Genomic DNA, 14,009 nt, shown 5'->3' with positions numbered 1-14,009 from the left:
TCTGAAAAGGCGAAGCGCAACCGGTTCAACTGCAAAGAAGCCGGCCCGAGGCGCGTGACCCGTTCATGCGACCTACGAGAGCCGGGACGAACACAGGAAAAAACGATGTTCGCAGTCATCAAGACCGGCGGCAAGCAATATAGCGTGTCCGCTGGCGATATTATCACGGTCATGGCGCTCGAAGGCGCGCCGGGCGACAAGGTCACCTTCGACGAGGTGCTGATGATCGGGGGCGATTCCCCCAAGATCGGCGCTCCGACCGTCGCGGGCGCGTCCGTTTCGGGCGAGATCGTCGAGCAGGCGCGCAGCGCCAAGTCGATCTCCTTCAAGAAGCGCCGCCGCCAGAACTCCAAGCGCAAGCGCGGTCATCGTCAGGACTTGACGCTCGTCAAGATTCTCGCGATCTAAGAACCAGAATTCGAGGCGGCCCTGGCGCCGCTGCACAGGAACAAGTCGGAGCAGGACAATGGCTCACAAAAAAGCGGGCGGCTCGTCGCGCAACGGCCGCGACTCGGACGGCCGGCGCCTCGGCGTCAAGAAATTCGGCGGCGAATCCGTCGTGGCCGGCAACATCATCATTCGCCAGCGCGGCACCAAGTGGCATCCCGGCCGCAATATCGGCATGGGCAAGGACCACACGCTCTTTGCGCTCGTCGACGGCGTCGTAGAATTCAAATCGGTCCGCGGCCGCTCCAGCGTAGCCGTGGTCCCGGCCGCTCAGGCCGCAGAGTAAGGCGGACGGATCCTCAAACGACCCGCCGCCGGCCAATTCCCCGGCGGACAGGTTGTTTGAAGACCAGGCTCTCGGAGCCAATCGGCTCCCAAGCGAAATGTCCGGAAAAGGCCCGACTGGGCCGATAGGGGGAAGCGGCCGCCGCTTTCCCCTTTGTCGCTTTCCGGGGCCGCTAACGGTCTTTCGTTGGAGCCGTTCATGTTTCCAGAGATTACCCACGACGACGTTTTCAGGCTGGAAACCGAGCGCATGTGGCTGCGCTGGCCGCGCATGTCGGACGCCGAGGCCATCGCCGCGCGCGCCGGCGATCCGGAAGTCGCTTCGCAGACGGCCAATATTCCGCACCCCTACAATATTCGCGACGCCGAGCAGTTCATCCGCCGCGCCCGCGCCGAAAACGAGTCGGGACAGGGGCTGGTGCTGGCGCTCGCCCTCAAGCGGCAGCCCCACGACGCGATCGGCGTCATCGGCGCGCATGGCTCCGAATTTCGGGGAACGGCGGGGCTCGGCTACTGGCTCGGCCGCGAATTCTGGGGCCAGGGACTGATGACGGAAGCAGGCCGGGTCTTCATCGACCTGATTTTCGGCGTCACCTCCCTCGCCGAGATCGTCTCCGACGCGCTCCCCGGCAATCTCGCCTCGCGGCGGGTGCAGGAGAAGCTCGGCTTTGCGAGCCTCGGGGACATCGAAATCGACGCGCCGGCGCGCGGCGGACGGCTGAAGGTCGCCCGCATGCGGCTCACCCGCGGCGCGGCCCATACCGCCTTCGGCGCGCGGCGCCCGAGGCTGACCTCTACGTGAGATGACATGAAGTTTCTCGATCAGGCCAAAGTCTACGTCCGCTCCGGCGACGGCGGCGCGGGCTGCGTCTCCTTCCGGCGCGAAAAGTTCATCGAATTCGGCGGGCCGGACGGCGGCGACGGCGGCCGCGGCGGCGATGTCGTGGCGGAATGCGTCGACGGGCTCAACACGCTCATCGATTATCGCTACCAGCAGCATTTCAAGGCCAAGACCGGCGTTCACGGCATGGGCAAGAACCGCGCCGGCGGGCGCGGCGCCGACGCCGTGCTCAAGGTCCCGGTCGGCACGCAGATCTTCGAGGAGGACGAGGAGACGCTGATCGCGGACTTGACCGAAGTCGGCCAGCGCGTCGTGATCTGCCGGGGCGGCAATGGCGGCTTCGGCAACGCCCATTTCACCACCTCGACCAACCGCGCGCCGCGCCGCGCCAATCCCGGCCAGGAGGGCGAGGAGCGCACCATCGTGCTGCGCCTCAAGCTCATCGCCGACGCCGGCCTCGTCGGCCTGCCCAACGCCGGCAAGTCGACTTTCCTCGCCAGCGTGACCGCCGCCAAGCCCAAGATCGCCGACTATCCCTTCACGACGCTGCATCCGGGCCTCGGGGTCGTGCGCCGCGACGGGCGCGAATTCGTTTTGGCGGACATTCCGGGGCTGATCGAGGGCGCCCATGAGGGCCACGGCCTCGGCGACCGGTTTTTGGGGCATATTGAGCGCTGCCGCGTGCTGCTGCATCTCGTCGACGCCACCGGCGAGCATGCCGGCAAGGATTACAAGACGGTGCGCGGGGAGCTCGCCGCCTATGGCGCGGGCCTCGACGAAAAGCTCGAGATCGTCGCCCTCTCCAAGATCGACGCCGTCGACCCCGATCATCTCAAGAAGCAGCGCGAGCGTCTCAAGCGCGCCATCGCCAGCGCGGGCCCGCCGGCCGAGAGCCGCGGGGCGCTCTTGACCTTGTCCTCGGCGACCGGGACGGGCGTCACCGAGGCCCTGCGGGCCGTCGGCGCGGCCATCGAGACCTCGAAGACAGAGGAAAGCGCGGTCGAGGCCCCGGCCGAATGGCGGCCCTGACCGGAGCCTGACGAGGAACCGCCATTGACCTTGACGGGGTCAATGACTAGCTTTGTTCGTTATGACCCCTCGCAGTGACAAGACGCGGCATTTCGGCTCGACGGCGGCCACGCTGCTCGTCGCCTATCTGCTCATCCTGCAGGGTATAGCCGCGGGCGCCGTCACCAGCGCGCGCGGCGCAGCGCTCTTCGCCGACGCCATCTGCCAAAGCAAGGCGGTCGGCGCGCTCGACGGCGCGCCCGGAGCCCCGATCCGCCCCACCCGCCACGGCGACGCCTGCTGCGTCGTCCACATGGCGGCGTTTGGCGGCGCGACCGCTCCCTCGCCCTTCGTGGGAGAGACGCCGCCGGCCCTCACCTATGTCGCGGCGCGCGTCGCCTATGAGCACGCGCCGCACAACACCGAGGCGGCGACGCCGCCTCTCGGCTCCCGCGCGCCCCCTGCCCTGATCTGAAAGCCCGCCGCGGCGAGCGGCGTCGAGCGGCCTCCCTTGGCGACACCCATCTATTCATGGGCAGGCCCGTGCAGCTAGCGACTCCATCAGAGGTTGAACCTTAAGGATCAACTCTCACGCAGGGCGAGACCCTGGCCCCGGCCCATATGCGGTCGGCTGGAGCGCGATCAGCGACTTTGAGATTATGGAACAGAAATCGACAACGACGCGCAAGCCGGTCAAGACGGCGCCGCGCGTCTCCTCCCGCGAGCGCCGCTGCTCGCAAAACGGCAAGCTGACCGCCGCCGTGGACAATGCGATACGGGTCACGCCCGACGACGCCTTTGAAAAAGGCCGCGTCGAAGTGGTGGAGGCCTATTTCGACGCCGAAGGGCGCCCGATCAAACGCAAGAGCGTCGGCGCGGCTCGCGTCGCCCGCGCTTATGACGCGCAGGGCAACCAGGTCGAAGAGGCCTATTTCAACACGGAAGGAAAGCCCACCGTCCCCAAGGACGTCGGCGCCGCCCGCATCGCGTGGCGCTATGACAAGGCCGGCCGGCGGGTGGAGGCCGCCTTTTACGGCGCTGACGGCGCAGAGATCCGGCGCCCCGTCGCCGCCCGCAAGGCCCCGCAGAAGAACGTCTAGCAGGCGCATTCGACAAGCCGGGCTGTCCCGCCCGGCTCGTCGCCGACCGAAGCGAGCAACCCGACAGGCGCGGCGCTCGCCTCGCGGCGCGAATATACGGGCTTCAGCTCAGCCTTTCACGCGAGCGATCAGGAAGCCGTCCCACCCTTTCGAGCCAACGGTCTGGATCGCGGTCGCCGTAACGCGCGGCTCGGCGGCGACGAGATCGAAGAGCTTGCGGGCGCCGAGCCCGCCATCGTCCTTCGTTGCGGCGTCGGCGACCGTTCCGTCGCGCACCACATTGTCGACGATGATGAGCGCGCCGGGCCGCGAGAGCTTCAGCGCCCACCCAAAATAGGCGGCGTTGTTGGCCTTGTCCGCGTCGATGAAGGCCAGATCGAAAGCCCCGCCGCCTTCCGCCTCGATCGTCGGCAGCACGTCGAGCGCGGCGCCGACGCGAAGGTCGACCTTATCGGCCATTCCCTCGCGCGCGATGTTCGACCGAGCGACCTCCGCGTGTCGCGGATCGAATTCGATTGTGACGATCTTGCCGCCCTCGCCAAGGGCGCGCGCGAGCCAGATTGTCGAGTAGCCGCCCAGCGTCCCGATTTCGAGGATGCGCCGCGCGCCGATCGAGGCCGCGACAAGATGCAGCAGCTTTCCCTGAGGCGCCGACACGTCGATCGCCGGAAGGCCGGAATGCGCATTGGCGTTGAGCGTCGCGGCCTGACGTTCCGCAGGCGCAATCAACCTCTCCGCAATATAGTCGTCGACGACGCGCCACTCGTTAACCATCGGTCTCGCTCCCTATTCCTCAAGCGTCGATTTGGATGAAATCGAATTCATTTGACCTCCAGCGAAAGATCATGCCATGTGCCGTCGTTCTCGCTCGCATCGCGTGCGGAACAGGAAGGCGTGACGGCCGGATCTCTTCGAGCCCAGCCTACCTGTGGCCGACAATTCCGCCCTTGCGCCGAAATTTATGGGAGCGAAACAGATGATCAAGCTTGCTTTGACGACGGCCGCCGCCGTCGTGGCCTTCAGCGCCTCGGCCTACGCCGCCTCCTTCAGCGTCACCGAGATTTCGTCGTCGGGCATCAAGCGCGCCAACGGCACCTGGACCGTCTCCACCGAGGGCGGCAAGGTCACCGGCAAGGCCGACATGCAGCTCGATAATGGCTCGGTTCAGACCTACAAGATCGACGGCAAGGTCGAGGGCGGCGTCTACACGCTCAACCTCAACGACCGCACCGACGGCAAGAAGGACTGCGTCTGGACCGGCAAGACGAACGAATCCGGCAAGGTTGTCGAGGGCCCGGTCACCTGCGGCAGCGAGAAGTTCTCGATCCGCGCCGGCGTGCAATAAGCTCTTTAAAAGCTGAATGATCAAACGCCGGCCTCTGGCCGGCGTTTTAATTTCACGGCGGCCCGTCGACGTAAAGATCGTCCGCCCGCTTCGCCTTGTCCCAGCCTTCGAGCCAGAGCCTGCGCCGGTCGTCTTCGGCGGGATAGGGGCAGGCGTCGCGGCTCTTGCCGCGCCCGAACGCCTCCACCCCTTCCTCAAAAGCGCTTTCGCTTTTTTCGATCGCTACGACCGTCAAGCGCTGGGCTTCAGCTACGCCTCCTCCATCGCCTCCAATTCGCCGATCAGCCCTTCGATCATTTCAAGACCGATGCTCCAGAAGGCCGGATCGCGCGCATCGAGGCCGAAAGGCGCGAGCAACTCGTTATAGGGCCTGGCGCCGCCGGCCTCGAGGAGCGCAAAGTAGCGCTCGGCGAAACCTTCATGCGCTTTCTGATAGACGCCATAGAGCGAGTTCACGAGGCAGTCGCCGAAAGCGTAGGCGTAGACATAGAAAGGCGAATGAATGAAGTGGGGGATATAGGCCCAGAAGGTCTCGTATCCCGGACCGAGCCGGATCGACGGCCCCAGGCTGTCGCCCTGCACGCTCATCCAGATGTCGCAGATCTGGTCCGCCGTGAGTTCGCCCTCGCGACGCGCCATGTGCACCTTGCGCTCGAAAGCATAGAAGGCCATCTGCCGCACGACCGTGTTCAGCATGTCCTCGACCTTGGAGGCGAGGAGCGAGCGGCGCTGCTCCTTGTCGCTCGCCTGCGCGAGAAGCGCGCGGAAAGTGAGCATCTCGCCGAAGACCGACGCCGTTTCGGCGAGCGTCAGCGGCGTCGGCGCCATCAGCGCGCCCTGACGCGCGGCGAGCACCTGATGCACGCCATGGCCAAGCTCATGCGCGAGCGTCATCACGTCGCGCGTCTTGCCCTGGAAATTGAGCAGCACATAAGGATGCGCCGACGGCACGGTCGGATGCGAGAAGGCGCCCGGCGCCTTTCCCGGACGCACCGGCGCGTCGATCCATTTCTTGTCGAAGAAATCGCCCGCGATCTCGGCCATGCGCGGCGCGAAACCCTTATAGGCTGTCAACACGATGCCGCGCGCTTCCTCCCATGAATAGCGCTTGGCGGGGGCGGAAGGCAGCGGCGCGCTGCGATCCCAGTAATCGAGCGCGTCCTTGCCGAACCATTTCGCCTTCAGCTTGTAATAGCGATGCGAGAGGCGCGGATGCGCGTCGTTCACCGCCTTCGCCAGAGCCTCGACCGTTTCGCGCTCGACGCGATTGGAGAGATGGCGCGAATCGGCGACGTCCTCGAAGCCCCGCCAGCGGTCCGAGATTTCCTTGTCCTTGGCGAGCGTGTTGGTGATGAGCGCGAAGGTGCGCAGATTGCCTTTCAGCGTCGCGCCGATCGCCTGCGCGGCTTCCTTGCGCTTCTCTTCCTTCTGGTCCTGCATGAGGTTGAGGACCGGTTCGATCGCCAATTCCTCGCCGCCAACCTTGAATCGCAGCGAGGCGATGGTTTCGTCGAAGAGTCGATTCCACGCGGCCGCGCCGGAAATGTATTTTTCGTGGAAGAGCTCCTCGAGCTTGTCTTCGAGCTCGTAGGGCTTCTCCTTGCGAATGTCTTCGAGCCAGGGTTTCCAGCGCGACAGCGGAGCCTTATCCGCGGCCTTCATCAGCGTCGCGTCGTCGAGACGGTTAAGTTCAAGCTGGAAAAAGAGCAGCTGCGCCGACGCGTTCGTCACTTTCTCCTGCACGTCGCCATAGAATTTGGCGCGCGCGGGATCCGTCGTGTCGCCGCTATAGAGAAGGCCGGCATAGGACATGAGCCGGCCGAGCAGATCCTGCAAAGCTTCATAACGCGCAAGCGCGTCGCCGAGCCGGGCGCTGGCGTCAGCGCCGCCGGCGATCTCGGCGAGCTTGCCGCGATAGGCGCCGGCGAAGTCGCCGACCTCCTCGTTCATGCGCGCGAGGTCTGTTTTCAATTGCGGCGAATCGGTCCCGGCATAGAGGTCTGCGAGGTTCCATTCGGGCAAGGTCTCCGAAAAACCCGCTGCGGCTTCGGCTGGGGAGCGTGTGACGTGAGAGATGACGCGCATGGCGAAAACCATTGAAAGTTTGGGAGCGCCTTGAAGGCAAGTGGTCTTTCATATGGCCAAAGCCCAAGCGCGATCAAGCCGATGACTCTGGCGGAGGCGCGCATGCGCGGCTGCGCGAAAGTTACAAATTTTCCAATTCCATTACGGCTTTACGTCCCATAATGAAGCGAAAGTCCGCGCCGATTAACTCGCCCTTTACCCTGTTTGGCGACGATGGGGGCGCTGACATATTAGACCCCGAAGACGCGCACGCTGAGTCGGGCGCCAGGAACGCAATGACATCCATCATTCTGATTGCCGATGACGATCCGGTTCAACGCCGCCTTCTGGAGGCGATGGTCAAGCGTTTCGGCTATGAGCCGGAAACGGTGGAAGGCGGCGAGGAGGCGCTTGCGCGTCTCACGCGGCCGGGCGCGCCCCCGGTTGCGCTTCTAATTCTCGATCTCGTCATGCCAGATCTCGACGGCATGGGCGTCCTGACGCGCATGCGCGACGCAAGGATCGGAACGCCCGTCATCGTGCAGACGGCACATGGCTCGATTGAAGCGGTGATCTCCGCGATGCGCGCCGGCGCGCATGATTTCGTGGTGAAGCCCGTGGGCGCGGAGCGCCTTCAGATTTCGATCAAGAACGCGCTGTCGGCCGACGCGCTCGCTGGCGAAATTCGCCGCATCAGCCGCCGCGCCCAGGGAAGCCTCACCTTCAAGGACCTGGTCTCGCGCAGCGGCGACATGGCCCGTGTGATACGCCTCGGCGAACGCGCTGCGCATTCCACCATTCCCGTGCTGATCGAAGGCGAATCGGGCGTCGGCAAGGAAATTGTCGCGCGCGCGATTCAGGGCGGCTCGGACCGCAGGCAAGCCCTTCGTCACGGTGAATTGCGGGGCGCTGCCGGCAAATCTCGTCGAATCCATCCTCTTCGGGCATGAGAAAGGCGCCTTCACCGGCGCGACCGAAAAGCACACCGGCAAATTTCTCGAAGCCAATGGCGGCACGCTTTTTCTCGACGAGATCGGCGAATTGCCGCTCGACATTCAGGTGAAGCTCCTGCGCGCGCTGCAGGAGGGCGAGATCGACCCCGTCGGCGCCAAGCGCCCCGTGCGAGTCGATATTCGCCTCATCTCGGCGACGAACCAGAATCTCATCGAACTCGTGAAGCGCGGGCAATTCCGCGAGGATCTCTTCTACCGCCTGAACGTCTTTCCGATCGGCATTCCGCCGCTGCGCGCGCGCCGCGAGGACATCGCCGATCTTGCGCGGCGCTTCGCGGCGCGGTTTGCGGCGGAAGAAGGCCGGAATATTCGCGGCATCACCGCCGAAGCGCTGTCGCTGCTGACAAGCTATGAGTGGCCCGGCAATGTGCGCCAGTTGGAGAACACCGTTTTCCGCGCCGTCGTTCTCGCCGATGGCGACGAACTGACGGTCGCGGAGTTTCCGCAGATCGCCTCGCATGTCGAGGGGTTCGACGTGCGCGTGCCGCCGGTCCCCGCCTTCGCGCCCACGTCCGACGCGTCGCGCGAGCGCGAAATCGTGCGCGTCGAGATCAAGGACCCGAACGTCCTGCCGCTGCTGGCGCAGAACGGCGAGATGCGCAAGCTCGACGAATTGGAGAAGGAAACGATTCGTTTCGCGCTGACGCATTATCGCGGACAGATGTCCGAAATCGCGCGCCGCCTCGGCATCGGCCGCTCGACCCTTTATCGCAAGATGAAGGAATACGGGCTCGAGGAAGACGGGGCCGAAAGCGTCGCCTCCGACAGTCTCGTGGCCTGACCCATAAGAGACGCCGCCGGCGGCCGCCGAAAAGGGGGCGTCGGCCGCGACGGCACCAGAATAGCTTCCGCCAAGTCATGAATAATCGGACTTTCTTTTAAGGGCTTATCCACGCGGACTGGCTATCTTAGCCTCGGCCGTTAGGGCGCCCGACCGTTCTGGAAAGTCCGTCAATTGAAAAGCTACCTTGCCGGCAAATTTCGGCTCTTTTTCTGCGTGCCGGACGACGACGTCGAGCTCGTTCGGGCGCAATTCAAAGCTTTCTCCAGGCAGATTCCCCTGCTCTATTTCATCCTCTGCGCCAATACGCTGGCTGTCGCCCTGGTTTTCGCCAAATTCGGGCAAAAATGGATTTCGCTCTATCTTCCGTTGCTCCTGTGCCTCTTCTGCTTCGTGCGGGGCGTGACCTGGTGGCGTATCGGGCGAAGCAACGTGTCCGACGCGGTCGCGCTCTCGCATATGAGACGCACGAACAGGCTCGCCTTTCTTATGGCGGTCGTCTTCACGGCTTGGGGCATGACGCTCTTTTCCTATGGCGATCCTTACGCGCGCAGCCAGGTCGTGTTCTTTCTCGCGCTGACGATGATCAGCTGCACATTCTGCCTGATGCATCTGCGCTCAGCGGTCTACAGCGTCACGCTCGTCGGCGTCGCGCCCTTCAGCCTCTTCTTCTTTTTCGCGGATCAGGGCCATTTTCGCGCAGCCGCCGTCAATCTGGCGCTCGTCGCCGTCGGCATGATCGCGATCCTGAAGGTCTATAATCGCGACTTCGCAAATCTCGTCGCCTCGCGCCGCTCCCTTCAGGAGAAGCAGGAAGAGACGCAAAGGCTGAGCGACGAGAATCTCAAACTCGCCAATCTCGACGCTTTGAGCGGCCTGCCGAACCGCCGGGCGCTCACGACGCGCCTTGGCGAATTGCATGGATCGGGACAGAGGGGCGTCCGCACGGCCGTCGTCTTCGTCGATCTCGACGGGTTCAAGGACGTCAACGACACTTACGGCCATGAGACCGGAGACACGCTGATCACGATCGTGGCGGCGAAATTCGGCGACCTCCTGCCTGCAAACGGTCTCCTCGCCCGCCTCGGCGGCGACGAATTCGCGGCGCTTATTTCAGCCCCCGACGCAGACAGGGATGCGGAGACCTTCGCGAATTGCGTCGTCGCGCTGCTCGAACAACCCATCAAGATCGGCGCCCGCACGATCCAGGTCGGCGCGAGCGTGGGCATCGCCTGCGCGGCGCCGGGAGATTGCGACGCCCAGGAGCTGTTTCGGCGCGCCGATACGGCCATGTATCACGTAAAGGGGAACGGCAAGGGCGGCGTCGCCTTCTACGCGCCGGGACTGGACGCAGAGCGGCAACGCCAGCAGGATATCGAAAACCAGATCAGGCGCGGCCTCGCGGCCGATGAATTCGAGCTCCATTATCAGCCGATCGTCGACGCCGGCACGAAGGCGGTCATCTCCGTCGAGGCTCTGTTGCGCTGGCCCCGGCGACGCGAAGGCGCTATCGGGCCGGATCAGTTCATTCCCGTGGCCGAGGCGAGCGGCCTGATCAATCCGCTTGGCCTGTTCGTGCTGCGGCGCGCCTGCCTCGATTTCCTCGACATTCCCGGCATCAAGCTGAACGTCAACATCTCGCCCGCACAGTTTCGCGATCCGGCTTTCGAAGACAATGTCGCGGCCATACTCGCTGAAACGGGCTTTCCCGCCGCCCGCCTCGAACTCGAGCTGACGGAAGGCTATCTGATCCACCACCCGCAGCGGGCTATGACGGCAATCTCATCGCTGAAGGAGATGGGAATTTCCGTCGCGCTCGACGATTTCGGCACCGGCTACACCAGCATCGCCTATTTGCAGCAATATGGCTTCGACCGGATCAAGATCGACAAATCCCTCGCGGGCAGCATCGCCACCGACAAGAAGGCCGGCGTTCTCGTTGCGGGCGCCGTCTATCTGGCGAACGGGCTCGACATGGCCGTGACCGCAGAGGGCGTCGAAACCGAAGAGCAGGCCTCGATGCTGAGAATGGCGGGATGCCAATGCCTGCAGGGCTTCCTCTTCAGCGGGCCCAAATCGCTGCGGGACCTGATCGCGCAGGAGCTGGAGGAGCGGCGATTGACCGGCACGGCGGCCTAGCGACCGGTCTCCTCCTGCTCGCGCGCCCGCGAAGGACTCGTTATAGTCCGCTGAAAAAGGAGGCGCGGATGACGACGCTTTACGATATCGACGCCCGGACCATCGACGGCGAGACCAAAAAGCTGGGCGACTATGCCGGCAAGACGCTGCTCGTCGTGAATGTCGCCAGCAAATGCGGTTTCACGCCGCAATATGCCGGGCTCGAGGCGCTCTACAAGAAATACGCCGACAAGGGCCTCGTCATTCTCGGTTTTCCCTGCAACCAGTTCGGCGCGCAGGAGCCGGGCTCGGAAAGCGAGATCGCGTCTTTCTGTTCGACCAGCTACGGCGTGAGCTTTCCGATGTTCGCCAAGATCGACGTCAATGGAGAGAAGGCGCATCCGCTCTACAAGCTCCTGAAGCACGAAGCGCCGGGCCTTCTCGGCTCCGAGGCGATCAAGTGGAACTTCACCAAATTCCTCGTCGACAAGACTGGCAAGGTGGTGAAGCGTTATGCGCCGACCGACACGCCGCAATCGCTCGAAAAGGACATAGAGGCTGCGTTGTGAGCGCGCAGATTTCCGTCACGCGCGTCGATGGCGGCGACCCCCTCGCCTTCGACGTTTGCGTGCGTGAGGGAAAGAGCGAAACGCGCCACCACGTGACGCTGTCGCAGCGCGACTTTGCCCGCTTGAGTGGCGGCGCGGCGGCAGAGGAACTTCTCGAGGCCGCGTTCCGCTTCCTCCTCGACCGCGAACCGAAGGAGTCGATACTCGCGCGCTTCGACGTGAGCGTGATCTCGCGCTATTTCCCGGAATTCGAGGATAAGCTCGCCTCTTATTTGGACCGGCGCTGATCACGCTCTCAAAACGCCGCGCGCAGCCGCAACGCGAAGAGATTGACCGGGCCGCGATCCAGATTGTGCGCCGGATTGACCATAAGCTGGTAATCGAAGGTCGCGTCGAGGTTCCTGCCGAAGCCGAGCTTGTAATAGGCTTCGATGTTCTTCTCGCCGCCATAACGAAGGGCGCCGTCATTGATGAAGACGCCCGGCCCGCCAAGCGCGAGATAACGCACATGGTCGCCATGGAGTCCGCTCAGCGCGCCGGCGACGCCGATTTCATCGTCCTCACGCCCCCAGACGGCGCCATCGGCGACGACGCCCATGGAGAGCTGCCGATCCACATCCGTGTAATCGACAATTTCGTAGCGGCCGTCAGACATGCTGGCGCGCAGGAAGAAGCCGACATTTTCGATGATCTGCTGCTTGATATTGACGCCGCCGCCGGTCTTGAAATGCCGGTCCCGCGCAGCGCTCAGATCGGGCGGCAAGGTTCCCGACGAGAGCGCGAGATTGATGGCGTCGTCATAGCGCGCAAACCGCCCATTGTCTCCGAAGACGAGAAACTTGATTGCGCCCGGCTGGCCGAGAATTTCGTAGCGCGCCTCGAATTCTGTGACGCCCATATATTGGCGGAACAGTTCCTGCTCGATGATCGGTCCGTTTGGAACGGACGACAATTGAAAAACCCCGCCGCGCAGCGTCCACCAATTCTGCTTCCACTCCACCGCGAGCCCGTGCGTATAGCCCCAGGCGTCCGCGGCGTAGTCGAATGCGCCCATTGAGTTGAACGCGAAATTGAGAAAGCCCGTCGTCGGATCGTGCGCATAGACATTGTCGTCGAAGACGTCGCCAACGGCGAACTTGCCCAGCGTGACGACGACGCGGTTCCGGTCGACCTTGCCCGATACCTGATTCTGCACCGATTCGAGCACTTCGCTCCGCGAGCCTTCGTCGGGATCATGGGCGTCGTCGCCGCCGAGACCGATAATCTGCCGCAGGAAATAACGCTGGAACCGCATATAGGGCGCAGCGCGCCCGATCTTCTGCGCGATGCCGTTGGGATAGGCTGCGGCGCCGAGCGCATTGTTCGGCCCGTAGCCTTCGTCGACTTCCGGGTTGAGATAGGCCGCGCCGCCTTCCCAGAGGCGCAGGCCGATGAAGATGTTGTTCTGCGAGAGGACATTGCCGACCCCATGGGACGGGAAACTGCCGGGCCCGTCATATTTTGCCGGAAATCTCGGCAGCGCCTGCACCACGTTGGTGGTTTGGGCGTGCACGCTGTAGCGCTCGGCCTTGACCTCCGCGCCGTCCCCATCGCCGACATCCCTGCGCCCGCCATATTGCAATGCGCCCGGAATCTGCTCGCTTGCGCCGAAATGGTAATTCAGCCCGAAACGCAGCAGGTGGTTTTCGTTGCGGATACGCGAAAAATAAAAAGACCCCGCGCCATTGTCGAAGGTCTGCGTATTCAGGGACTGGCTGAGGAAGAGATATTCCGCCCGCCCCGACCAATTGTCTGCAAAAGCGTATTCGACGCCGCCGCCGACGGCGTATTTCATCCGCGACGCTTGCGAATGGTCCGCGACGAAATCGTCGCCGGCTCCGAAAGAGAGCGTGGCCGGGCCGCGCGTCCCGCCGGCCGCGACGCCGCCTGTCACATAGATGAGCGCGCGATCATAAGCGACGCCGACGCGCCCGCGAAGGCTTGCGAAGTAATTGGCGCTGGTTTGGGGCGTGATGGCGAAGATCGGCATGCCGGGGTAGGCGACGCCGGCCGCGAAGGCGCCATTGGGGGCCCGCCGTCCGTCGAGCAGGCTGAAATCGGTCTCGAAGCCCCAGACCCACGGACCGCTCTGCCAGTTATAGCCCACCTGCGCGCCGACGGTTACGCCGGCGCGCGTATTCGAACCGGGATAAAGATCGAAAGCGGAAGAAGCAAAGCCGCCGCCCGCCTGCAGCCGCTCGCCGCCATGCAGCGGGGCGCCCGCCCCGAAGCTAGCGCCAAGATAGAGCCCCGCCCAGTTGAAGACCGGCGGCGGGACGTCGGCCGCGACGGCCGCCGGCGACGCGACCGCAAACGCCCCCGCGACGACGAACCGCATCGTCGCCAGAAGCCGTTCGCCAAGGATTCGCGCAGCCTTCATAAAACGCCGTCTACCGCAG

General features: G+C 64.1%; 14 protein-coding genes and 1 pseudogene. 11 read left to right on the top strand and 4 right to left on the bottom strand.

The features are described 5' to 3' along the window. Positions 1 to 105: 105 nt before the first annotated feature. The 6 genes from rplU to ACPFMJ_RS16360 all read left to right on the top strand — a co-directional run bounded on the left by rplU (position 106) and on the right by ACPFMJ_RS16360 (position 3,681). On the top strand, positions 106 to 408 hold the full coding sequence (gene rplU, locus ACPFMJ_RS16385) for a 50S ribosomal protein L21 (protein ID WP_424361010.1): 303 nt from the start codon (positions 106 to 108) through the stop codon (positions 406 to 408). 58 nt (positions 409 to 466) lie between these two features. After that, on the top strand, positions 467 to 733 hold the full coding sequence (rpmA, locus tag ACPFMJ_RS16380; protein WP_424361009.1) for a 50S ribosomal protein L27: 267 nt from the start codon (positions 467 to 469) through the stop codon (positions 731 to 733). A 198-nt stretch (positions 734 to 931) separates the two neighbouring features. Next, positions 932 to 1,534, top strand: a complete 603-nt coding sequence (locus ACPFMJ_RS16375; RefSeq protein WP_424361008.1) for a GNAT family N-acetyltransferase — start codon at positions 932 to 934, stop codon at positions 1,532 to 1,534. Positions 1,535 to 1,540: 6 nt separating this feature from the next. Continuing rightward, positions 1,541 to 2,602 carry a GTPase ObgE gene (gene obgE / locus ACPFMJ_RS16370; RefSeq protein WP_424361007.1) on the top strand — a complete coding sequence of 354 codons (1,062 nt, stop codon included), beginning with the start codon at positions 1,541 to 1,543 and terminating at the stop codon, positions 2,600 to 2,602. 61 nt (positions 2,603 to 2,663) lie between these two features. Then, positions 2,664 to 3,056: a hypothetical protein gene (locus tag ACPFMJ_RS16365; protein WP_424361006.1), complete on the top strand. Its 393-nt coding sequence runs from the start codon at positions 2,664 to 2,666 to the stop codon at positions 3,054 to 3,056. A gap of 184 nt (positions 3,057 to 3,240) precedes the next feature. Beyond that, positions 3,241 to 3,681 carry a hypothetical protein gene (locus ACPFMJ_RS16360; RefSeq protein ID WP_424361005.1) on the top strand — a complete coding sequence of 147 codons (441 nt, stop codon included), beginning with the start codon at positions 3,241 to 3,243 and terminating at the stop codon, positions 3,679 to 3,681. A 108-nt stretch (positions 3,682 to 3,789) separates the two neighbouring features. Here ACPFMJ_RS16360 and ACPFMJ_RS16355 read toward each other — a convergent pair whose 3' ends face one another. Then, positions 3,790 to 4,455 (bottom strand): O-methyltransferase, encoded by a 666-nt coding sequence (locus ACPFMJ_RS16355; protein WP_424361004.1) that lies wholly within the window; start codon positions 4,453 to 4,455, stop codon positions 3,790 to 3,792. Positions 4,456 to 4,657: 202 nt separating this feature from the next. On the opposite strand from ACPFMJ_RS16355, the gene ACPFMJ_RS16350 reads away from it, so the two are divergent. Next, on the top strand, positions 4,658 to 5,026 hold the full coding sequence (locus ACPFMJ_RS16350; RefSeq protein WP_424361003.1) for a hypothetical protein: 369 nt from the start codon (positions 4,658 to 4,660) through the stop codon (positions 5,024 to 5,026). 52 nt (positions 5,027 to 5,078) lie between these two features. Here the strand turns inward: ACPFMJ_RS16350 and ACPFMJ_RS16345 are convergent, their stop codons facing one another. Together ACPFMJ_RS16345 and ACPFMJ_RS16340 are read right to left on the bottom strand one after the other, a co-directional pair. Beyond that, complete coding sequence (locus ACPFMJ_RS16345) at positions 5,079 to 5,261, bottom strand: ribosome modulation factor (RefSeq protein ID WP_424361002.1); 183 nt, start codon at positions 5,259 to 5,261, stop codon at positions 5,079 to 5,081. Positions 5,262 to 5,275: 14 nt separating this feature from the next. Further along, positions 5,276 to 7,111, bottom strand: coding sequence for a M3 family oligoendopeptidase (locus tag ACPFMJ_RS16340; protein ID WP_424361001.1), 1,836 nt, complete (start codon positions 7,109 to 7,111; stop codon positions 5,276 to 5,278). A 275-nt stretch (positions 7,112 to 7,386) separates the two neighbouring features. Here ACPFMJ_RS16340 and ACPFMJ_RS16335 point away from each other — a divergent pair. The 4 genes and pseudogenes from ACPFMJ_RS16335 to ACPFMJ_RS16320 all read left to right on the top strand — a co-directional run bounded on the left by ACPFMJ_RS16335 (position 7,387) and on the right by ACPFMJ_RS16320 (position 11,858). Then, a pseudogene (locus ACPFMJ_RS16335) lies at positions 7,387 to 8,884 on the top strand (sigma-54-dependent transcriptional regulator). Between the two features lie 174 nt (positions 8,885 to 9,058). Beyond that, on the top strand, positions 9,059 to 11,023 hold the full coding sequence (locus ACPFMJ_RS16330) for a putative bifunctional diguanylate cyclase/phosphodiesterase (protein WP_424361000.1): 1,965 nt from the start codon (positions 9,059 to 9,061) through the stop codon (positions 11,021 to 11,023). Positions 11,024 to 11,091: 68 nt separating this feature from the next. Then, entirely contained in the window at positions 11,092 to 11,571 is a 480-nt protein-coding gene (locus tag ACPFMJ_RS16325; RefSeq protein WP_424360999.1) for a glutathione peroxidase, read from the top strand. Next, positions 11,568 to 11,858 carry a hypothetical protein gene (locus tag ACPFMJ_RS16320; RefSeq protein ID WP_424360998.1) on the top strand — a complete coding sequence of 97 codons (291 nt, stop codon included), beginning with the start codon at positions 11,568 to 11,570 and terminating at the stop codon, positions 11,856 to 11,858. Before ACPFMJ_RS16325 ends, ACPFMJ_RS16320 begins: the two co-directional genes overlap by 4 nt. Positions 11,859 to 11,866: 8 nt before the next feature. Here the strand turns inward: ACPFMJ_RS16320 and ACPFMJ_RS16315 are convergent, their stop codons facing one another. Further along, positions 11,867 to 13,990, bottom strand: coding sequence for a carbohydrate porin (locus ACPFMJ_RS16315; RefSeq protein WP_424360997.1), 2,124 nt, complete (start codon positions 13,988 to 13,990; stop codon positions 11,867 to 11,869). Positions 13,991 to 14,009 lie beyond the last annotated feature (19 nt).

Source organism: Methylocystis parvus (assembly GCF_049675845.1).
Classification (GTDB): Bacteria; Pseudomonadota; Alphaproteobacteria; order Rhizobiales; family Beijerinckiaceae; genus Methylocystis; species Methylocystis parvus_A.
This window is presented reverse-complemented; position numbering and strand designations above follow the sequence as displayed.